This is a genomic window from Pseudomonas phenolilytica, from assembly GCF_021432765.1.
GTDB classification, from domain to species: Bacteria; Pseudomonadota; Gammaproteobacteria; order Pseudomonadales; family Pseudomonadaceae; genus Stutzerimonas; species Stutzerimonas phenolilytica.
This window is the reverse complement of sequence record NZ_CP058908.1, coordinates 3,171,141-3,191,152: the sequence shown is the minus strand read 5'-3', so window position 1 is coordinate 3,191,152 and position 20,012 is coordinate 3,171,141. Positions and strand designations below refer to the sequence as shown.

At 62.2% G+C, this 20,012-nt stretch carries 18 protein-coding genes; 10 read left to right on the top strand and 8 right to left on the bottom strand.

The annotated features are described in order from the left end of the window. Nucleotides 1-23 precede the first annotated feature (23 nt). Entirely contained in the window at nt 24-1,415 is a 1,392-nt protein-coding gene (locus tag HU825_RS15255) for an MATE family efflux transporter (RefSeq protein WP_234302394.1), read from the bottom strand. A 119-nt stretch (nt 1,416-1,534) separates the two neighbouring features. Between HU825_RS15255 and pdxB the strand changes: the two genes are divergently transcribed. From pdxB to HU825_RS15210, 9 genes are all read left to right on the top strand, one after another. Continuing rightward, nucleotides 1,535-2,677, top strand: a complete 1,143-nt coding sequence (gene pdxB, locus HU825_RS15250) for a 4-phosphoerythronate dehydrogenase PdxB (protein WP_234302393.1) — start codon at nt 1,535-1,537, stop codon at nt 2,675-2,677. Nucleotides 2,678-3,782: 1,105 nt separating this feature from the next. Next, nucleotides 3,783-5,522 carry a group II intron reverse transcriptase/maturase gene (ltrA, locus tag HU825_RS15245; RefSeq protein WP_054093044.1) on the top strand — a complete coding sequence of 580 codons (1,740 nt, stop codon included), beginning with the start codon at nt 3,783-3,785 and terminating at the stop codon, nt 5,520-5,522. Between the two features lie 152 nt (nt 5,523-5,674). Then, nucleotides 5,675-7,663: a DNA polymerase III subunit gamma/tau gene (gene dnaX / locus HU825_RS15240; RefSeq protein WP_234302392.1), complete on the top strand. Its 1,989-nt coding sequence runs from the start codon at nt 5,675-5,677 to the stop codon at nt 7,661-7,663. 21 nt (nt 7,664-7,684) lie between these two features. After that, on the top strand, nt 7,685-8,011 hold the full coding sequence (locus tag HU825_RS15235; RefSeq protein ID WP_008567825.1) for a YbaB/EbfC family nucleoid-associated protein: 327 nt from the start codon (nt 7,685-7,687) through the stop codon (nt 8,009-8,011). A gap of 83 nt (nt 8,012-8,094) precedes the next feature. Next, nucleotides 8,095-8,694 carry a recombination mediator RecR gene (gene recR / locus HU825_RS15230; protein WP_043295588.1) on the top strand — a complete coding sequence of 200 codons (600 nt, stop codon included), beginning with the start codon at nt 8,095-8,097 and terminating at the stop codon, nt 8,692-8,694. 175 nt (nt 8,695-8,869) lie between these two features. Continuing rightward, on the top strand, nt 8,870-9,859 hold the full coding sequence (locus tag HU825_RS15225; protein ID WP_043295586.1) for an ABC transporter substrate-binding protein: 990 nt from the start codon (nt 8,870-8,872) through the stop codon (nt 9,857-9,859). Between the two features lie 94 nt (nt 9,860-9,953). Continuing rightward, on the top strand, nt 9,954-10,700 hold the full coding sequence (locus HU825_RS15220) for an ABC transporter ATP-binding protein (RefSeq protein WP_234302391.1): 747 nt from the start codon (nt 9,954-9,956) through the stop codon (nt 10,698-10,700). After that, nucleotides 10,697-11,470 carry an ABC transporter permease gene (locus HU825_RS15215; RefSeq protein WP_234302390.1) on the top strand — a complete coding sequence of 258 codons (774 nt, stop codon included), beginning with the start codon at nt 10,697-10,699 and terminating at the stop codon, nt 11,468-11,470. Before HU825_RS15220 ends, HU825_RS15215 begins: the two co-directional genes overlap by 4 nt. A gap of 11 nt (nt 11,471-11,481) precedes the next feature. Continuing rightward, the gene (locus tag HU825_RS15210; RefSeq protein ID WP_234302389.1) at nt 11,482-12,156 is read left to right on the top strand and encodes a type 2 periplasmic-binding domain-containing protein; all 675 of its coding nucleotides are present in this window, start codon (nt 11,482-11,484) and stop codon (nt 12,154-12,156) included. A gap of 9 nt (nt 12,157-12,165) precedes the next feature. Here HU825_RS15210 and HU825_RS15205 read toward each other — a convergent pair whose 3' ends face one another. From HU825_RS15205 to hemN, 4 genes are all read right to left on the bottom strand, one after another. After that, nucleotides 12,166-12,765 carry an SCO family protein gene (locus HU825_RS15205; RefSeq protein WP_234302388.1) on the bottom strand — a complete coding sequence of 200 codons (600 nt, stop codon included), beginning with the start codon at nt 12,763-12,765 and terminating at the stop codon, nt 12,166-12,168. A gap of 17 nt (nt 12,766-12,782) precedes the next feature. Continuing rightward, nucleotides 12,783-13,331, bottom strand: a complete 549-nt coding sequence (locus tag HU825_RS15200) for an adenine phosphoribosyltransferase (RefSeq protein ID WP_054093040.1) — start codon at nt 13,329-13,331, stop codon at nt 12,783-12,785. A gap of 17 nt (nt 13,332-13,348) precedes the next feature. Further along, nucleotides 13,349-14,086, bottom strand: coding sequence for a fumarate/nitrate reduction transcriptional regulator Fnr (gene fnr, locus HU825_RS15195; RefSeq protein WP_234302387.1), 738 nt, complete (start codon nt 14,084-14,086; stop codon nt 13,349-13,351). Between the two features lie 106 nt (nt 14,087-14,192). Continuing rightward, nucleotides 14,193-15,575, bottom strand: coding sequence for an oxygen-independent coproporphyrinogen III oxidase (gene hemN / locus HU825_RS15190; protein ID WP_234302386.1), 1,383 nt, complete (start codon nt 15,573-15,575; stop codon nt 14,193-14,195). A 196-nt stretch (nt 15,576-15,771) separates the two neighbouring features. On the opposite strand from hemN, the gene nadE reads away from it, so the two are divergent. Continuing rightward, nucleotides 15,772-16,599: an NAD(+) synthase gene (gene nadE / locus HU825_RS15185; RefSeq protein ID WP_043295576.1), complete on the top strand. Its 828-nt coding sequence runs from the start codon at nt 15,772-15,774 to the stop codon at nt 16,597-16,599. 34 nt (nt 16,600-16,633) lie between these two features. Here the strand turns inward: nadE and HU825_RS15180 are convergent, their stop codons facing one another. The 3 genes from HU825_RS15180 to HU825_RS15170 form a co-directional block, all read right to left on the bottom strand. Further along, nucleotides 16,634-17,344 carry a sulfite exporter TauE/SafE family protein gene (locus tag HU825_RS15180; RefSeq protein ID WP_234302385.1) on the bottom strand — a complete coding sequence of 237 codons (711 nt, stop codon included), beginning with the start codon at nt 17,342-17,344 and terminating at the stop codon, nt 16,634-16,636. Then, nucleotides 17,337-17,549, bottom strand: coding sequence for a cbb3-type cytochrome oxidase assembly protein CcoS (ccoS, locus tag HU825_RS15175; RefSeq protein WP_043295573.1), 213 nt, complete (start codon nt 17,547-17,549; stop codon nt 17,337-17,339). Before ccoS ends, HU825_RS15180 begins: the two co-directional genes overlap by 8 nt. A 62-nt stretch (nt 17,550-17,611) precedes the next feature. Next, nucleotides 17,612-20,011 (bottom strand): heavy metal translocating P-type ATPase, encoded by a 2,400-nt coding sequence (locus HU825_RS15170; RefSeq protein ID WP_234302384.1) that lies wholly within the window; start codon nt 20,009-20,011, stop codon nt 17,612-17,614. Nucleotide 20,012: the final 1 nt, after the last annotated feature.

The following is a 20,012-nucleotide window of genomic DNA, read 5'->3' as shown; positions in this document are numbered from 1 at the left end:
TCCGAGGATTCGCGTCGATGGACTCAGGCCTGAGCCGGGCGAGCCTGCTGAAGACGAATCGCGCGCCGTGCGCTGCGCGCCAGGCGTATGCTGAGCAGCACCGCTGCACAGCTCAGTCCGGCGATCAGCCCCTGCCATAGCCCGCCGGGGCCGGATGCCGGGCCGAAGTGGTTGGTCAGGCCGAGCACGTAGCCGATCGGCAGGCCGATACCCCAGTAGGCGAAGAGGGTGAAGATCATAGTCATGCGCGTGTCCTGGTAACCGCGCAGGGCGCCGGCAGCGGTGACCTGCACGACATCGGAGAACTGGAACAGCGCCGCATAGAAGAACAGCCCGGACGCCACGGCAATCACCGCGGGGTCGGGCGTGTAGATGCGGGCGATCGGCACGGCGAACAGCAGCATCGCGGTGGCGGAAAAACAGGCATACACCAGCCCCGTGCCCACCCCGACGCCGGCGGCGAAACGCGCATCGCGCGGTGCGCTACGGCCCAGCGCCTGTCCCACCCGCACGGTGACTGCCATGCCCAGCGACAGCGGGATCATGAAGATCAGCGAGGTGAAGTTCAGCGCTATCTGGTGTCCGGCCACCACCGTCGCGCCCAATGCGCCGATCAGCAGGGCAATGACCGAGAAGATGCTGGCTTCGGCAAACACCGCGATGCCGATCGGCAGACCGACCGCCAGCAGAGGGCTGAGCACCGGCCAGCGCGGCCATTCGAAGTGGGCGAACAGCTGACTCGGTCGATACGGCGCGGCGCGGCGCACCCAGAACAGCATGGCCAGCAGCATGAACAGCATGACCAGCGACGTCGCGACACCGCAGCCAACACCGCCGAGTGCCGGCGCGCCGAGCTTGCCGTAGATGAAGATGTAGTTGAGCGGGATATTCAGCAGCAGGCCGAGAACGCCGACCACCATGCTCGGGCGCGAGTGGCCGAGACCGTCGCTGTAGCAACGCAGCACTTGATACAGCCCGATCGCCGGAAAGCCGCAGGCGACAGCGCGTAGATAGCCCATGCTGGGGTCGATCAGCGCTGCCTCGACGTTCATCCAGTGCAGCATCGGCTCGGCGTTCCACATCAGGACGGCGCACAGGCTGCCGAGGCCGCCGCCCATCCACAACGCTTGGCGCACCAGCGGACCGATATCGCCGTGGCGGCCGGCGCCGAAACGCTGTGCCACGTTCGGCGTCGTGGCCAGGATCACGCCGGTCAGGAACAGAAAAACCGGAACCCAGATGGAGTTGCCCAAGGCCACCGCCGCCAGATCGTGCGCACTGACCCGGCCCGCCATCACCGTATCGACGAAGCCCATCGCCGTATTGGCCAGCTGAGCGATCATCATCGGCAGGGCGAGGGCGAAGAGGGTACGCAGCTCGGTCCGCACCCGGCCGGCTCTCGACTCAGAAGGCATTGCATCGTTCCGGTTGTATACAAAGAGCGCGGTAGTCTACGCCGCACGACAGCTGGCCGAAAGGCGGAAAAATGGCGGCGAGGCGTCTAGAATGGGCCGCATCTGAAACGGAGCCTGCCATGCGTATCCTCGCCGACGAAAACATTCCTTTGGTCGATGCCTTCTTCGCCGGCTTCGGCAGCATCCGCCGCATGGCCGGTCGCTCGATCAACCGGGCGGCGCTGGAGCAGGCCGACGTGCTGCTGGTGCGCTCGGTGACCCGCGTCGATCGCGAATTGCTCGCCGGCACGCCGGTGCGCTTCGTCGGCACCTGCACCATCGGCACCGATCATCTGGACCTCGACTATTTCCTCGAAGCTGGCATCACCTGGGCCAGTGCGCCCGGCTGCAATGCGCGCGGTGTGGTGGATTACGTGCTGGGCAGCCTGCTGACGCTGGCCGAACGGCAGGGCGAGGAACTGACGACACGTCGCTACGGCGTGGTCGGCGCGGGCGAAGTGGGCGGGCGGCTGGTGGAGGTGTTACGCGGCCTGGGCTGGGATGTGCGGGTCTGCGATCCGCCGCGTCAGGCGCGCGAGGCGGGGGACTTCGTCACGCTGGAGGAAGTCATCGCCGAGTGCGATGTGATCAGCCTGCATACGCCACTGGAATTGCAGGGTGCACACCCGACCTTCCATCTGTTCGACGCTTCCCGACTGGCGCAACTGCGTCCTGGCAGCTGGCTGATCAACGCCAGCCGCGGTGCGGTGGTGGACAATGCCGCGCTGCGCGAACTGCTGCTACGTCGACCGGATCTGCAGGTGGTACTGGATGTCTGGGAAGGCGAGCCGCAGGTCGACGTCGCCCTGGCCGAATTGTGCCAGCTGGCCACGCCGCATATCGCCGGCTACAGCCTGGACGGCAAGCTGCGCGGTACCGCGCAGGTGTATCAGGCATTCTGTGCTGCCCAAGGGCTGGCGCCGACAGTGACGCTGGACGAGTTGATGCCGGCGCCGGCGCTGCAGGCGCTGAGCTTCGATGGCTCTGCCGATCCACGTGCCCTGTTGGCTACGCTGTGCCGCGCGGTCTACGACCCGCGTAGCGACGATGCCGCGTTCCGTCGCAGCCTGCGCGGTGACGAGGCGCAGCGCCGTGTTGCCTTCGACCAGCTGCGCAAGGCCTACCCGCCACGGCGCGAAATCGACGGCGTGCGGGTGCACATACATGGCGATAACGACGAATTGACCCGTGTCGTGCGCGGGCTGGGTGCGCTGCTGGGCTAGGCCGATTGGTCGGATGCAATTTGCGGCCTGCTCCGCTAGCATTACCCGTCCTGTGCGACACGTGTGTACGTGTCGTGCTTGGTTTGGTTTACTGCACCATGGCTCCAAACCCTTTGCTATCAGGGGGTTAATGCTTAAAACAGCAGTCAATGTACCGGCTCTGCCTGGTAAACCTATGCTTCGGACGCTCTGCGTTTTAGCGAAGCTAGGCAATAAATCTGCATCAGTTCGCGCCCAAAATGGGTTCAGAATGAGGTGCAGACACAGGAAAGTAGCTTTCCGGCCCGTCTGGATTGTTACAAATAATGTCTAAGCCTGAGGGTGAATTCCGCCCTCAGGGCAGAACTTCGTCCTCTTGTTTGGCATAGAGCCTTATCACCGTCGTGAGACGTTGGGGACGTTGAACCAAGCACGGAGCGTCAAGCTCCGAAACGCATTGCTCAGCTCCGCTTGCACAGGGAGTACCGAGCCGGGCATGTACCTGCCCGTTCATTAGATCGGCATGCGTCAGGGGCCAACCCTGGGGTGTGAAGCCCGATTAACAATGTCTCGCTCGCAAGAGGGTGTTATCCGGTGATGGAGAACGCTTCGCGTCCGAATTGCACGGACGTACCGAGGCTAATGACCCAACCCGCATGGCTAACACATGTGAATCGTCGCCTGAACCCTCGTCATAATGGACGGGCCTACGGCAATTATTGGCCTCAGCCAAAAACGGCAATGCAGTTGGTCATCACTGTGGGATGAGGTGATGCGGTACCGCAGACTGCCGGGGGAGAGACGAAGCCTAAACGGGGAATCGATGCGACTCGGGGAACGTGGCAATCCCGACCACTCGCCCGGCCAGCAACATCGGTCAGGCAGGCAAACCGCAAGGGGCGCTGATGGGTGTGGGGAATGGGAGGATGCAAAAAGCGAATGGTCGCCTGTAATGGGTGGCATACCGGTTGAAACATCACCGGCAGGGGCAACCCTGGCTGACGTGCATCTGGTTTACGAGCGCAAGAAGAGCCGCTGATTCCAGCGATAACCAAACGACCCTATGGGCGACTACTGCCCATAGGGGGTAGTCCGTCCTGAATGTCGTGCATATCAGGAGGGCCGTATGAAAACGCAACCAGCAACACCGGTCGCGTCTGCGTCCTTCGACGGGATGAAGAACTGGCACGCTCTCGATTGGGCCAGGATTCAACAAACCGTTCGGAAGACGCAGCTAAAGATTGCGCAGGCAACTGGGGAAGGCGATTGGCGCAGGGTTAAACGCCTGCAACGACTGCTGACCCACTCGTTTTATGGCCGCTGTCTGGCTGTAAGGCGAGTCACGGAAAACCGGGGTCGCAAGACGCCGGGAGTCGACGGAGAAACCTGGGGAACGCCTCAGGCCAAGCTCCAGGCCGTGGGACGTCTGTCGAAAAAGCGAGGCTATCGGCCCAAACCGCTACGGCGGGTATGGATACCGAAGCCCGGCAAGCAAGAGAAGCGCCCGCTGGGTATCCCGACGATGCTGGATCGGGCCATGCAGGCGCTGTATCTGCAAGTCTTGGAACCTGTAATCGAAAGCACCAGCGATCCGAAATCCTATGGGTTTCGCCCGGATCGCTCGACTGCTGACGCGATGGTCGAGCTATTCCACCTGCTGTCGCCGCAAACGGCGCCGGTCTGGATTCTGGAGGGCGACATCAAGGGTTTCTTCGACAACATCAATCACGAGTGGCTGTGTCGAAATGTCCCGATGGACAGAACGGTGCTGCGCAAATGGTTGAAAGCCGGGGTTATCGACCGGCGACAACTCATGGCTACGGAGGCCGGGACGCCGCAAGGCGGGATCATCTCGCCCTGTCTGGCAAACGCCACCCTGAATGGTCTGGAGATTCAGCTAAAGCGCCATCTGGTGAAGAAGTTGGGGGTCCGGAACGCTAAGAAGAGCAAGGTGCAGTGTGTTCGCTATGCGGATGACTTTGTCGTTACGGCAGCCTCGAAAGAGCTGTTAGAGGACGTGGTCAAACCTTGGGTAGAGCAATTCCTGTCGGCACGAGGGGTTGCGCTGTCACGGGAGAAAACGCAGATCACGCACATCCACCAAGGCTTCGATTTTCTGGGGTGGAATTTCAGGAAGTACGTGCCGAAATCGCCGTATAGGAACGCCAAGCTGCTGATCAAGCCCTCGAAGAAGAACGTCTCGGCGTTCTATCGGAAAGTGCGAGAGATCATCAAAGGCAGCGGAGCACTGACGCAGGACGCGTTGATCGGCCAGCTGAACCCGGTACTGAAGGGGTGGGCGCAATACCACTCCCCGGTCGTGGCAAAAGAGGCCTTCAGCAAGCTGGATAATCTTATTTTCTGGCGAATCTGGAGGTGGGCGAAGCGCAGGCATCCGCGGAAGTCGGCTGATTGGATCAGGAATAAATACTTCCGATCCATAGGCAGGCAGAACTGGGTGTTTGCGTATCCCTATAAAAATGGCAAGGGAGAAAGGCAACACCGGCGGCTGTACGGGCTGGCGGAAACCGCAATCGTGCGTCACAAGCGTCTACCGGGTGAGTATCAGCCCTACGACGCGACGCAGGAACTGAAGTGGGAGGCGCTGAGGGTTCAACGGATGCAGCACAAGCTGCGTTATCGGGGACAGGTGCTCAGCATCTTCCGCAGACAGATGGGGCTTTGCGCCCTGTGCGGGCATGCGATCAGCAGGGAAACCGGTTGGCACGACCACCACGTCATCAGGCGTGTGGACGGCGGGCCGGATACTTTGAGGAACCGCGTGCTGCTTCATCCCAACTGCCATGCGCTGGTGCATAGCCAGCGTGAAAAGGTAACTCTGCGATACGGTGGCCAGAGATGCTAATATCTCGCGCCATATAATGTCGGCCAAGCCTCTTGGCTGGCTTTTCGTAAACTTGAGCCGTATGCGGTGAAAGCCGCACGTACGGTTCTTAGGGGGGGGACGGGCCAGTAATGGCTTGTCCCTACCCGACCCGCTTAGCCCACGATGGTGTTATGAGTTATCAGGTTCTAGCCCGCAAATGGCGTCCGCGCTCGTTCCGCGAAATGGTCGGGCAGACGCACGTGCTCAAGGCCCTGATCAATGCGCTGGACAATCAGCGTCTGCACCATGCCTATCTGTTTACCGGCACCCGCGGCGTGGGCAAAACCACCATCGCGCGGATTATCGCCAAGTGTCTGAACTGCGAAACTGGCGTCAGCTCGACCCCTTGTGGCGAGTGCTCGGTGTGCCGCGAGATCGACGAGGGGCGCTTCGTCGACCTGATCGAAGTCGATGCCGCGAGCCGCACCAAGGTCGAGGACACCCGCGAACTGCTGGACAACGTGCAGTACGCGCCGAGCCGTGGCCGCTACAAGGTCTACCTGATCGACGAAGTGCACATGCTTTCGTCGCATTCGTTCAATGCGCTGCTCAAGACGCTCGAAGAACCGCCGCCGCACGTCAAGTTCCTGCTGGCGACCACAGACCCGCAGAAGCTGCCCGTTACCATCCTTTCGCGTTGCCTGCAGTTCTCGCTGAAGAACATGCCGCCGGAGCGGGTGGTCGAGCATCTGGCTCACGTGCTTGGTGCGGAGAACGTACCGTTCGAGGAAGACGCCCTGTGGCTGCTCGGCCGGGCGGCAGATGGCTCGATGCGCGATGCGATGAGCCTGACCGACCAGGCGATCGCCTTTGGCGAGGGGCGGGTGCTCGCCGCCGATGTGCGCGCGATGCTCGGCACGCTCGATCATGGGCAGGTCTACGGTGTATTGCAGGCGTTGCTCGAAGGTGACGCGCGCGCACTGCTCGAAGCCGTGCGCCAGCTGGCCGAGCAAGGCCCGGACTGGGCCGGCGTGCTGGCAGAAATGCTCAATGTGCTGCACCGCGTGGCCATTGCCCAGGCGCTGCCGGAAGCGATCGATAACGGCCAGGGTGACCGCGATCGCGTCCTCGCGCTGGCTCAGGCGTTGCCCGCCGAGGATGTGCAGTTCTATTACCAGATGGGGTTGATCGGCCGGCGCGACCTGCCGTTGGCGCCCGATCCGCGCAGTGGCTTCGAGATGGTGCTGCTGCGCATGCTGGCGTTCCGTCCCGCCGACCGCGAAGATGCGCCGCGAACACAGTTAAAGCATTTGGGAGTCAGCCCGGCCACGGCTGATTCCGACAGGGCTCCGGTGGCCGCAGCGGCCACCGCGCCTGCTTCCGTGCCTGCGGTGGCTGTTCCGCCTGTCACCGTGCCGCCGAGCGTTGCAACCGTGACCGAGGTCGTCCCGCCGGTCGAGGAGGCATCCACCGTTCAGACACCGGCATTGCCCGCGAACGAGCCCGCTGCGCCGCCGGTCATCGACGTGCCCTGGGACGAATCGCCAAGTACTGCGCAGACGACGCCTGAGGCGACCGCTGTTGAGCCAGTACCGTCACTCGTCATCGCGGCCGAACAGCCGGCACCATTGGCTCCGGTGGAGGATACGGACGACGACGAGCCACCGTTTAGCGACGAGGACTATTACGAAGTCGAAAACCAGGTCGAAGCCTATCTGGACGATCTGGTCGAGACTCACGCCGCCGTTGCCAGCGAACCGTTGCCGGCGGCCGAACCGGCAACCGGGCTGGCTGCTGATTGGCTGGAGCTGTATCTCAAGCTCGGCCTGTCCGGCCTGACCGGCAGCATTGCCGCCAACTGCACGCTGATCGAGGTGGACGGCGACCGCTGGTTGATGCATCTGGATCCGGCGCAGAGCGCACTGTTCAACGCCACTCAGCAGCGGCGCCTGAACGACGCGCTGGATCAGTACCACGGGCGCAAGCTGCAGCTGGAGATCAAGCTGGAGAAACCGCAGCAGGAAACGCCGGCGCAGGCCGCGGCGCGCCGTCGCGAAGAGCGTCAGCGCGCGGCGGAGCGATCAATCCAGGCCGATCCGATGGTGCAGCAATTGATGCAGCAATTCTCTGCCGTGATTCGAGACGGCACGATCGAACCTGTAGAACACACCGAAACCTGACCCCCATTTGAGGTGATTCCCATGATGAAAGGTGGCATGGCCGGCCTGATGAAGCAGGCGCAGCAGATGCAGGAAAAGATGCAGAAAATGCAGGAAGAGCTGGCGAATGCCGAAGTCACCGGCCAGTCCGGTGCGGGCCTGGTCAGCGTGGTGATGAACGGCCGTCATGACGTCAAGCGTGTCAGCCTGGACGACAGCCTGATGCAGGAAGACAAGGAAATCCTCGAGGATCTGATTGCCGCCGCGGTCAATGACGCCGTGCGCAAGATCGAGCAGAACAGTCAGGAAAAGATGGCCGGTATGACTGCCGGCATGCAGCTGCCACCCGGATTCAAAATGCCGTTCTAACACTGCCTTCAACTGCACGTGGCCGGCTTTCCAGGCGAAGGCCGTCACGGACAACCCGTTGTTCCGTTTTCCTCGAGATTCCCATGAGTTTCAGCCCCCTGATTCGCCAGCTCATCGATGCGTTGCGGATTCTGCCCGGCGTCGGACAGAAGACCGCGCAACGCATGGCCCTGCAGTTGCTCGAGCGTGATCGCAGCGGTGGTTTGCGTCTGGCGCAGGCGTTGACCCGGGCGATGGAAGGCGTCGGTTACTGTCGCCAATGCCGCACGCTGAGCGAGGATGATCTCTGCCCGCAATGCGCCGATCCGCGACGCGACGATGCGCTGTTGTGCGTGGTGCAAAGCCCGGTGGATGTGTTCGCGGTCGAGCAGACAGGGTTTCGCGGGCGCTATTTCGTCCTCAAAGGGCATCTCTCGCCGCTCGACGGTCTCGGCCCCGAGGCCATCGGCATACCCGAGCTGCTCACACGGGTGGCCGATGGTGCGTTCGCTGAAGTGATTCTGGCGACCAATCCGACGGTAGAAGGCGAGGCCACGGCGCACTACATCGCCCAGATGCTGGTGCCCAAAGGCTTGACCATCAGTCGCATCGCCCATGGCGTGCCGCTGGGCGGTGAACTGGATCTGGTCGATGGCGGTACGCTGGCCCACGCGCTGGCCGGACGTAAACCAATCAATCTGTGAAATCTGCGCGCTCGGTATACCGCAGCGCTTTAACCTTATAGCGCTTTGCCAGTGCCGCCCCAGCTCTGATTCCTGTAAAGTTCTAAGCCAAACCCGCTAGATAACCAAAAAGAATAACGTGCTTACTTTTGGTTATATGGCATTCCTTTGCGTGCAGCTCGAATCGAGGTCGTAAATGAAAGCAAAGCATTGGCTGTTCTCGGCACTTTTGCTCGTGAGCGCATTCGCTCAAGCACAGGAAAAATTCAAGGTCGGTTATATCCGGGTAATGGACGATGCGCAGGCAATGGTGGCGCATGAGGCCGGCCTGTATGCCAAGCATGGTCTTGATGTCGAGCTGATCGAGTTCAGTTCCGGCACCGATCTGATCAAGGCAATTGTCGGCGGCCAGCTGGATACCGGCGTGCTGGGCTTCACCAACGCTGTGGCCTGGGCTTCGAAGGGCGCGGACCTGAAAGTGGTTGGCGGCGCTCAACAGGGCTATCACTCGATTCTGGTCCGCGAGCAGACCGGCATAGCCGATGTTGCCGGTCTCAAGGGGCATAGCCTGGCGTCCCAGCGTGAAGGTAGTACCGCCGATGCCGTGCTGCGCGGTGTGACGCTGAAGGCCGCCGGTCTCAAGCCGAGTGACGTCAACATCATGGGCGTCAGCCCGGCGGTCGCGGTGCAATCGCTGGTTTCCGGGCGGGTCGACGCAGCCTTTCTGTTCGAGCCCTATGACCGCATCGCGCAACTGGTCGCGCCGGTCAAGCAGGTCTACGAGATTGGCGAGGTCTGGCCTTTCCCCTGCATGGTGGTGATCACCTCCGGTGACACGCTGGCCAAGCGCAAGGATGCAGTGTGGAAGTCCCTCGATGCCCAGCGCGACGCCATCAGTCTGCTCGAGCAGCAACCGGCTGAGGCAGCCAAGCTGATCGCCGACTACTTCATCGCCGAACCGACGCTCAAAACTCTCAAACGTGGCGAACTGCCTCGCGAGACTGTAATCGAGGAGGCCATAGCGACCCAGACGTTCAGCGCCAAGCTCGACGATCAGGATCTGGCACGCATTCAGGAGCTCGCCGATATCCTGCAGGAACAAGGCTCGCTGAAGACCCGCGATGGCAAGGCATTCGATACCCGCGCGATCCTTGATCTGTCTTGGCAGGCTGCCCGCCAGCTCTGATTCGCGATGATCTATGCAGGGGCCTGCCCGCCACGCGGCAGGTCCCGTTCGTTCTGGCCCGATTCGATGGGCCACTTTCTGTTCAAGAGTGTTTATGCAGCTCAGGTTTGAAGAAGTAGACAAACGCTTTGGTCAGCTAGAAGTCATCAAGGGCTTCAGCGGCGAGTTCGCTCAGGGTGAGTTGGTGGCTCTGGTCGGTCCGTCCGGCTGTGGCAAGTCGACCTTGCTGCATCTGGTGGCCGGGCTGGAAAAAGCCAGTGCGGGAAGGGTGCTGGCTGATGGTCAACCGATTTCCGGGCCGAGCCCGCAACGCACCCTGGTTTTTCAGGAGCATGCGCTGTATCCGTGGCTCAGCCTGCAGGCGAACGTGGCAATGGCGCTGGAGCTGCAGGGTGTCGCCAAAGGCAGTGCGTTCGAACAGGCAGCAGCCTGGCTGGCGCGCGTCAATCTCGAAGGCTTCGAGCACTACTATCCCCACCAAGTTTCGGGAGGAATGCGCCAGCGTACGGCCTTGGCACGGGCATTCGTCGCCAAACCCGAGGTGCTGCTGCTGGACGAACCATTCGGTGCGCTCGACGCGCTGACGCGCATGGCCCTGCAGGATGTGTTGCGCGAGCTGATCGAGGAGCATCAGCCGACCGTCCTGCTGGTGACCCACGATGTCGATGAGGCGCTTTATCTGGCCGATCACGTGCTGGTGTTCAGTGCGCGCCCGGCCCGTGTGCTGAAAACCTTCAACTTCACCCATTGCGAGAAGAGTCACGATCTTTCCGAATTCGCTGCCGAGCGCCGGGAGATTCTGCGGTTGCTGGGTATCAAGACGGAGGTCGAGCACGCATGAGCCAGGGACGTCGTTTGACTGGAGCGAAGAAATACCTCGCCGTGGTGTTGGCAATTCTGTTCATTTTGCTGATCTGGCAGGCCTCCGCCTGGAGTCTGCCGGCATTCCTGATGCCGGGAATACCCACCGTGTTCGAGCGAATGGTCAGCGCGGTGCAGGAGCCGGAGTTCCGTGAGGGACTCTACGGCAGCATGAGTCGCCTTGGCAGCGGCTACAGTTTCGCGCTGTTGTTCGGCATCGGCTTCGGTCTGGTGGGCGGAGTGCTGTTCTTCTTCCGAGAGATTCTGCGTTCGGCCATCGTTATCCTACAGTCGATCCCGTCGATTGCCTGGGTGCCGTTGTTTCTCATCGTCATGGGTTTCGGCAATCTGCCGATCATCGTGGTGGTGGCCTTGGCGGCATTCTTCCCCATGGCGCTGTCGGTGATGAATGCCACCGAGAGCGTGCAGCCTGTGCATGTGGCGGCGGCGCGCGTAATGGGAGCCTCGCGCTGGCAGCTGTTGCGTCGCGTCTACCTGCCGGCGGTGATGCCGGAGCTGATCACCGGTGCTCAGCTGGCGTTCGGCAACGCCTGGCGTGCGCTGATCTCCGCCGAGATGCTGATCGGCTTTGGCCAGGGCCTCGGCCGCTCGCTGGCCTATTCCGGCGAAATCGCCGACATGGTCGGGGTGATGATGAACATCCTGGTAATCGCCATCCTGGCGACGTTGATCGATCAGGTGGTGCTGGAGAAGTTCAAGCAGCGCATGCTGCGTTACCAGTACGTCTGAGGAGACTGCCTGTGGCTGCGTTCCCGCGCATCGCCTTGCTCGCGGCTCTGTGCCTGCCAGGCCTGGCGCTGGGCGAGCCGCAGTCGGCGGCTCCGGGCGAAACCTATCGTGCACTGTCGAGCGATGCCCAGAGCAGTCTCAACAATGCAATCGCTGCAGCGCTGGGGGACTCTTTGCAGTCTGCCGTCGATGATTTTCGCGTCGGCACGACTGGGAATGGTTCGCTCTTTTACCGGACGGAAATTGCCGCGCTCGGCGCCACCTCCGATGGGCCGCGCGATTGGGCGCAGCTGCACGGGGAGTCGTTCTGCATCGCGGCTGACAATCCGCAGATGGTGACTGTAGCGGCGCGTTATGGCGCCATTGCGCGCCCTTATCCCAGCTCGGCCGAGGCGCTGATCGGTTTGAAGCTGGGCGAGTGCCGCGTTGTTGTCGAAGATGCGAGCTTGCTGGAGAACATTGCCGAACTGCCTGAGTGGCGCCGCTTCAATCGTCTCCTACCGCGCCTGGCGGATGCGAACATGCAGTTATGGGTGGCAGCGAAGACCTCGGAGCTGCAGGAGAAGGTGGATGCACTACAGCAGCAGTGGCACGTCAATGGGCGGCTGCAGGCACTCGTCCAGCAGGCCATCGATGATGTCGCGTTTCAGGCCTACGTCTTGGCTGACACCCTGGATTGCCACTGACGCTGGGCATTACTGGCTCTTGACCAGTTCCGGCAGCGCCTCTGCCAAGCCATTCAGCTTGAGTGGCGCGCGTATATGCCCACGCAGGCTACCGTCTGGCGCAACGAGTGCGATGTTGCCGCTGTGGCTTACGCTGTAATCGCCATCTGCTGCGTTCGCGGGTACGAAGGGCAGGCCGAGCGCCTTGGATAGCTTGGTCAGCTCGGATAGCTCGCCGGTCAATCCCTTGAATCCTGAGCGGTAGTAGGCGAGATATTGCTTCAGGCGTTCCGGCGTGTCGCGTGCCGGATCCACGCTGACGAGTACCACCTGAACGCGTTCACGTAGCTCGGGCTGCAAACGGCCAAGCAGGCGGCGCAGATCGCTGAGCGTAGTCGGACAAACGTCCGGGCAGGCGGTGAAGCCGAGGAACAGCAGGTGCCAGCGGTCACGCAGATCACGGGTGTCGAATGCTTGGCCATCCTGATCGACGAGATGCAGCGCTGGTATTGCTCGTTCGCGCGGCAGCAACAGCAGATTGGCCTCGTCCAGCAGCACATCGCGGTCCAGCGCATGAGCGCCGGTGGTCATTGCCAGGAAGACGAACAGGAAGCGGCGAAATACGCGCATGAACGCCACCCTCAACATCAACGCTCGTTGAGCGAGAACGCCGTGAGGGTGAAGGTGGGAATGTCCATGTCCTGCAGCTTGCGCGAGCCGCCAAGTTCCGGCAGATCGATGATCGCGGCCGCTTCGTGGACGGTAGCGCGCATTCGGCGAACGAGTTGCGCCGCGGCAATCAGCGTACCGCCGGTTGCGATCAAGTCATCGAAAAGCACGACCGAATCGCCTTCGCACAGGCTGTCGGCATGGATTTCCAGCTGCGCCTCGCCGTATTCCGTGCAGTAGGTTTGCGAAAGGACATCCGCTGGCAGCTTGCCCTGCTTGCGAAACAGCACCAACGGTTTGTTCAGTTCGTAAGCGAGAATCGAGCCGAGCAGAAAACCGCGCGCATCCAGCGCGCCGATGTGGCTGAAATCCGCTTCCACATATCGCTGGATGAGGCTGTCGGCGACCATGCGCAAGGCTTTGGGTGACTGCAGCAGCGGCGTGATATCGCGAAAGATCACGCCGGGGCGGGGGAAGTCCGGTACTGGGCGGATCAGAGTCTTGATGCTGAATTCATCGAAGATCATGCGCGCACCCTGTCGGTCTACTGAGCGTCCATGCTGCCGCCAGCCAGGGCGCACAGACCGATGGAGTCAAGAATGCGAACTTCCTTGCCTTCGGCCTCGAGCAGACCGTTCTGCTGGAACCGGGTGAAAACGCGCGAGACTGTCTCGACCGCCAGCCCCAGGTAGTTGCCGATTTCGTTACGCGACATTGGCAGGCGGAATTGATTGGCCGAAAAGCCGCGGGCACTGAAGCGCGCCGACAGGTTGATCAGGAACGTCGCGATGCGTTCGTCGGCGTTTTTCTTCGACAGCAGCAGCATCATTTGCTGATCGTCGCGAATTTCGCGGCTCATGATGCGCATGAGCTGGCGGCGCAGCTGCGGCAGCAGCACGCTCAATTCGTCGAGGCGCTCGAAGGGGATCTCGCACACCGACGTGGTTTCCAGCGCCTGTGCGGAGACCGGGTAGCTCTCGGTGTCCATGCCGGATAGCCCGACCATTTCGCTCGGCAGGTGGAAACCGGTGATCTGCTCTTCGCCACCATCGGTGACGCTGAACGTGCGCAGAGCTCCGGAACGCACCGCGAATACCGAACTGAAGGCGTCTCCCTGACGAAACAGGGTTTCACCTTTTTTCAGCGGTCGTCCGCGCTTGACGATGTCATCGAGCGCGTCCATGTCCTGCATGTTCAAGGAAAGCGGCAAACAGAGGCCGGAAAGACTGCAATCCTTGCAATGGGCTTGGCGCTGCGCGCGGATCTTGATCGACTCGGGCATGGGGGTTTCCAGAGAGCCTGTGTATAGCGGGCAAGGTTACCCCAGCGGGCGGCAATATCCAATCGGCCCGAGGTTGCATGCGACAAGATGGAACTTTTTCGTTTATCTAGATGATGCGCGAATAACGCTGGTCCGCAGTATCGGTGAGATAGTGATCGAACAACATGCAGATTGCCCGGACCAGCAGCCGCCCTACGGGCTGGACGATCAGATGATGTTCGCTCAGCTCGACCAGACCGTCAGCGGCCATCTGTTCGAGTTGTGGCCAGACGGCACGGAAGTAGTACTTGAAATCGATCGAGAAAGTCTGCTCGATGCTGGCAAAGCTCAGTTCGTAATCACAGATGAGTTTCTGAATCACCATCCGCCGGATGCGGTCGTCCTCGCTGCAACGCAGGCCGCGTGTGGTAGGCAGCTGGTCTTGGTCGAGCGTTTGCTGGTAGACGGTGATGTCGCTGCTGTTCTGGCTGTAGAGATCGCCGACCTGGCTGATCGCTGAGACACCCAGACCGATGAGATCGCAATGCCCGTGGGTGGTATAGCCCTGGAAGTTGCGCTGCAATGTGCCGTCCTCCTGAGCCATTGCCAGGTCGTCGTCGGGTAGCGCGAAGTGATCCATGCCGATGTAGCGATAGCCTGCGTCTGTCAGTTGCTCGATGCTGCGCTGGAGCATGGCGAGCTTGTCGGCGGGGCTGGGTAGATCAGCGGCGTTGATACGTCGCTGCGGAATGAAGCGTTCGGGCAGATGGGCATAGTTGAACAACGACAACCGGTCCGGTTGTAGTGCAATGACCGCCTCCATCGTTGTGGCGAAACGCTCGGGCGTCTGCAGTGGCAGGCCGTAGATGAGATCGATGTTCACCGAGTGAAATTGCAAGGTGCGTGCTGCTTCGATGAGCGTGCTGGTCTGCTCCAGCGTCTGCATGCGGTTGACGGCGCGCTGGACCTCCGGGTCCAGATCCTGAACGCCGACGCTGATCCGATTGAAGCCCAGTTCGCGCAGCAGCCCCATCGTGGACCAATCCGCCTCACGCGGATCGATTTCGATGCTGAAATCACCATGATCGTCATCCTGCAGATTGAAGTGCTTGCGCAGGTGAGCCATCAGGCGACGCAGTTCGTCATGACTGAGGAATGTCGGTGTTCCGCCACCCAGGTGCAGTTGCTCCACCACTTGATCCGGTCCCAAGTGGCGTGCCACCAGCTCGATTTCTTTCTCGAGACGCTCCAGATAGGGCAGCACGCGGCCGTGGTCCTTGGTGATGACCTTGTTGCAGCGGCAGTAGTAGCAAACGTTGGCGCAAAATGGCAGATGGACGTAGAGCGAGAGTGGGCGGGAGGCATGGCGGCTGCTGCGCAGCGCATGCAGCAACTCGAACGAACCAATGCCACCGTTGAACTGTGCTGCCGTTGGATAGGAGGTATAGCGCGGCCCTGCCTGATCGTAGCGACGGATCAGGTCGGCATCCCAACGAATGGAATAGAGCATGTGGCTTCCCGGTTTTGGCAGCGGTGGCCGGATTCTAGGGGGGGCGCCTGTCAATCGACTTGACCTGTATCAAACTAGCCCTGACGCTAGCCGCGCCATCCAGATCAGCGGCGCGAAGCAGAGAAATCTCGGCCGATCGTGGTCGGATGAGTACCCAATCCTCCATGTTCATTTGCGCCTCAGGCCAGGAGAAAACATGCACAGTCGCCAAGCCGAAATTGCCGCCGCGCTCGGAGTTCAGCCGCCCTTTGACGGGGACGCCGCGATCCAGGCGCAGATCGATCGCAGGGTCCGATTCATCCAGAACTGTCTGCGTGAGTCGGGAATGAAAACGCTGGTGCTTGGTATCAGTGGTGGTGTCGATTCGACGACCGCGGGCCTGCTGGCACAACGAGCGGTAGAAGGGATGCGTGCCGCGGGCGAGGGCGATGAGTACCGTTTCATAGCGGTGCGCCTACCGTACCAGACACAGCATGACGAGCACGAAGCACAGCTGGCGATCGAGACCATCCAGCCTGATGAATGCCATACCGTCAATATTGCCGCGGCGGTACTCGGGCTCGCAGAGGCTACCGAGGCACTGGCGCCGCTGCCGGCTGGCAAGCGCGACTTCGTACTCGGCAATACCAAGGCGCGGATGCGCATGGTGGCGCAATACACCATCGCCAATGCGCGGCAGGGCTTGGTGATCGGCACCGACCATGCGGCCGAGGCGGTGATGGGGTTCTACACGAAGTTCGGTGATGGGGCGTGCGATCTCACGCCGCTTGCCGGTTTGGTGAAAGGGCAGGTGCGCCAGCTAGCCGCAGCCCTTGGTGCTCCCGCGCAGCTGGTACACAAGGTGCCGACTGCGGATCTGGAAGAGCTGATGCCGGGTCGGCCGGACGAGGAGGCGCACGGAGTGGCCTATCGTGACATCGATGCCTTCCTGCTTGGGCAGCCGGTATCGGCAGAGGCCGCGCGTATCATCGTCGAGACCTTCGACAAGACGGCGCACAAGCGACAGATGCCAAAAGAGCCTTGATGAGCCGACGGCGGACGTCTGCTGTGTGGTGCTGTCAGTGCGCCGAATGCGCCGAGACGCCGCCGTGCCCCATGAGCCACTGCTGATGCGGGCCGGGCATGGTCCAGAGGCCGAACAGGATGACCATCACGCCGCCGATGACGCGGATCCCACGCCTGCGCAGCAGTGTCGTCAGCCGCTCGGCCGCCAGCCCGGTTGCCAGCAGCACGGGCCAGGTGCCCAGCCCAAACGCCAGCATCAGCAGTGCGCTGTCGAATGCATCGCCCTGGCTGGCTGACCAGAGCAACGTGCTGTAGACCAGCCCGCAAGGCAGCCAACCCCACAGCGCGCCGAGCAGCAGTGCGCGCGGAAGACTGGTGACCGGCATCAGGCGGCTGGCATAGGGCTGGATGTGTCGCCAGAGGCCGCGTCCCAGCGCTTCTACACGCGTCAGGCCGCTCCACCAGCCAGCCAGGTAGAGTCCCATACCGATCAGCAGCAGTGCCGCGATGACGCGCAGCGCCAACGCTGCGGGACTATTGGCCACTGCCCAGCCGGCGAGGCCGATGAGCAGCCCCGCCAGCGCGTAGCTGAGGATGCGGCCGAGGTTGTAGGCCAGCAGCAGGCGCAAACGCTTGCCGCGCTGCTCGGGCGGAATCGCCAGCGTCAGAGCGCCCATCAGCCCGCCGCACATACCGAGACAGTGCCCGCCACCGAGCAGCCCGAGCACTAACGCCGAAAGCAGCAGTGGCGCCAGCTCAGTCACGATCGGATTTCTCCTCTCCAGCCTGCGGACGCTGCGGCTTTTGCTCCGAGAACGCCTGCGGGGCTTCGTCATCATCGAAGAGGATGCTGTGCGCCGGGCCGTCGAGATCGTCGTACTGGCCGCTATCTACCGCCCAGAAGAATATCCAGATCGCCACAGCAACCAGAACTACGGCAACCGGAATCAGGATGTACAGAGCAGCCATAGCGAATCTCCGGTTACGAGGGAAGGTTCAGTGTCGCGGAGCAGGGCGCGGAAGGTCCAGCCCTAATGACGCGTCAGGCGCAGGGCGTTCAGGACTACCAGCAGCGAGCTGGCGGACATGCCCAACGCGGCCCACAGCGGCGTAACCCAGCCAATCGCGGCGAAGGGCAAGATAAGGCCGTTGTAGAGACTGGCCCACGCAAGGTTCTCGACGATGATCCTGCGGCTGCGGCGCGCGATGTCGAAGGCCTGCACCAGGCTATGCAACCGGTTGGACAACAGAACCGCGTCGGCGCTGGTTTTTGCGAGATCGGTTGCCGAACCCATCGCCACGCTGATATCGGCGGCGGCCAGAATGGGCACATCGTTGACGCCATCGCCCAGCATCAGCACGCGATGCCCTTGCCCCTGGATTTCCTGAAGGCGCGCCAACTTGGCCGCTGGCGTCAAACCTCCTTCAGCCTGATCGATGCCCAGCTGCTCGGCGATCTGTCCGACCATCGGCGAACTGTCGCCGGAGAGCAGCAAGGTCTTCCAGCCCTTGCGCCGGCACGCTGCAAGCAGGGCGGGAGCGTCCTCGCGCAGGCGATCGTCCAGTACCAGCCAGGCAAGCGGTCCTTGTTCATCACCGAGCAGCAGCCATTGGCCCTGGTCCCCAGGGATCACCGGCGCCGCTGCGCCGTAACCCGCCGCGACGAAGGCCGGCTGGCCAATGCGCAGGTTACGGTCGCCCACGCTGCCTTGCAGGCCCAACCCGGGCACGCTGTCCACCGTGTCTGCCGGCTGTGGCGCGCGTCCGAACGCTCGCGCAATCGGATGCTCCGAGCGGTTTTCCAGCGCAGCAGCCAGTGCCAGACACGCATCTCCATCCAGCGCGCCGAGGCAGTGCACCGCTGTTAGAGTCAGGCGGCCTTCGGTGAGGGTGCCGGTCTTGTCGAAAATTACCGTGTCGATCTGATTGAGTCCTTCCAGCACATGCCCCCGAGTCAGGAGTAGCCCGAGCTTGTGCAGCGTGCCTGTCGCGGTGGTCAGCGCGGTTGGCGTCGCTAGTGACAGCGCGCAGGGGCAGGTGGCGACGAGCAGCGCGAGCACGATCCAGAACGCCCGCGCCGAATCGATCTGCCACCAGGCCAGTCCCACTACTGTGGCAACCATCAATACGATCAGAAGGAACCATTGCGCTACACGGTCGGCAAGCTCTGCCAGTCTCGGCTTGTCTGCCTGGGCGCGCTCGAGCAGGCGAACGATTGCCGAAAGGCGGGTATCGTCGCCCAGAGCCTGGACTGCAACGGTCAGCGGACCTTCAACGTTCAGCGTGCCGGCGGTCACGCTATCACCGACGCCACGCGTCAGCGGCAGGTACTCGCCGGTCAGCACCGATTCGTCAACACTCGACTGGCCGCTGGCAATCACGCCATCAGCCGGTATCAGCGCGCCAGGCTGGACCAACACCCGATCACCGACCTGCAGTTCGCTGAGCAGGATTCGGCTGCTGTGGCCGGCTTCGTCCAGCTTCAGACAGGAGGCGGGTAGCAGATTGACCAGCTGCGCAGTGGCCGCGGCGGTCCGCTCGCGGGCGCGGCGTTCCAGATAGCGGCCGGCGAGCAGGAACAGAGCGAACATCCCGACCGCATCGAAATACAGTTCGCCTTGGCCGGTCAGGGTCGACCATATGCCGGCGATGTACGCACCGCCGATGGCCAGCGAGACCGAGACGTCCATGGTCAGATGACGAGTGCGCAGATCGCGTAGCGCACCTTTGAAAAAGTCGGTGCAGCAGTAGAAGACGATGGGCGTCGTGAGTAGCAGCGCGGTCCAGCGCAGGATGCTGTCCATGCCAGCGGACAGATCGAGATTGAATTCCGGCCAGGTGGCCATCGTCGCCATCATCACCTGCATCCACAGCAGCCCGGCGACGCCGAGCTGACGCATGGCCCGACGATTCTCCCTGGCCAGGTGTTCGGCAGCCTGATCGGGGTGATAGGGATGCGCGGCGTAACCGATGCGACGTAGCTCTGCCAGCAGCTCGCTGAGTGGCAGTCGGGCGTCGCTCCAGCGGACCTGCAGGCGGTGATTGGAAAGATTGAGGCTGGCTTCGGCCACGCCATCGACGCCTTTGAGGTGCCGTTCGATCAGCCAGCCGCAGGCGGCGCAGCTGATGCCCTCGATCAGCAGGGAGGTGCTGGCCAACTCACCGTCATGCTTGACGAACGGTTGCTGCACGTCCTGACGGTCATACAGCGCCAGTTCGTCGCTGAGCGCCTCGGGCAGTGCTTGTGGATTGATCGCTGCGTCGCTGCGGTGCTGGTAGTAGCTCTCCAGACCGCTCTTGACGATGGTTTCCGCCACGGCCTGGCAGCCTGGGCAACACATCGGTCGGACTTGGCCGAGCACGAGCGTCTGGTAGTGGCTGCCGGTCGGGACCGGCAGGCCGCAGTGATAGCAGGGGGTAGGCTGGGCCATC

Excerpts from the sequence above, each read along its gene's own strand:
- HU825_RS15235 (WP_008567825.1), top strand. The coding sequence starts at position 7,685 with ATGATGAAAGGTGGCATGGCCGGCCTGATGAAGCAGGCGCAGCAGATG.
- HU825_RS15170 (WP_234302384.1), bottom strand. The coding sequence starts at position 20,011 with ATGGCCCAGCCTACCCCCTGCTATCACTGCGGCCTGCCGGTCCCGACC.
- pdxB (WP_234302393.1), top strand. The coding sequence starts at position 1,535 with ATGCGTATCCTCGCCGACGAAAACATTCCTTTGGTCGATGCCTTCTTC.
- ltrA (WP_054093044.1), top strand. The coding sequence starts at position 3,783 with ATGAAAACGCAACCAGCAACACCGGTCGCGTCTGCGTCCTTCGACGGG.
- ccoS (WP_043295573.1), bottom strand. The coding sequence starts at position 17,549 with ATGGCTGCTCTGTACATCCTGATTCCGGTTGCCGTAGTTCTGGTTGCT.
- HU825_RS15205 (WP_234302388.1), bottom strand. The coding sequence starts at position 12,765 with ATGCGCGTATTTCGCCGCTTCCTGTTCGTCTTCCTGGCAATGACCACC.
- recR (WP_043295588.1), top strand. The coding sequence starts at position 8,095 with ATGAGTTTCAGCCCCCTGATTCGCCAGCTCATCGATGCGTTGCGGATT.
- fnr (WP_234302387.1), bottom strand. The coding sequence starts at position 14,086 with ATGCCCGAGTCGATCAAGATCCGCGCGCAGCGCCAAGCCCATTGCAAG.
- nadE (WP_043295576.1), top strand. The coding sequence starts at position 15,772 with ATGCACAGTCGCCAAGCCGAAATTGCCGCCGCGCTCGGAGTTCAGCCG.
- hemN (WP_234302386.1), bottom strand. The coding sequence starts at position 15,575 with ATGCTCTATTCCATTCGTTGGGATGCCGACCTGATCCGTCGCTACGAT.
- HU825_RS15215 (WP_234302390.1), top strand. The coding sequence starts at position 10,697 with ATGAGCCAGGGACGTCGTTTGACTGGAGCGAAGAAATACCTCGCCGTG.
- HU825_RS15255 (WP_234302394.1), bottom strand. The coding sequence starts at position 1,415 with ATGCCTTCTGAGTCGAGAGCCGGCCGGGTGCGGACCGAGCTGCGTACC.
- dnaX (WP_234302392.1), top strand. The coding sequence starts at position 5,675 with ATGAGTTATCAGGTTCTAGCCCGCAAATGGCGTCCGCGCTCGTTCCGC.
- HU825_RS15225 (WP_043295586.1), top strand. The coding sequence starts at position 8,870 with ATGAAAGCAAAGCATTGGCTGTTCTCGGCACTTTTGCTCGTGAGCGCA.
- HU825_RS15220 (WP_234302391.1), top strand. The coding sequence starts at position 9,954 with ATGCAGCTCAGGTTTGAAGAAGTAGACAAACGCTTTGGTCAGCTAGAA.
- HU825_RS15200 (WP_054093040.1), bottom strand. The coding sequence starts at position 13,331 with ATGATCTTCGATGAATTCAGCATCAAGACTCTGATCCGCCCAGTACCG.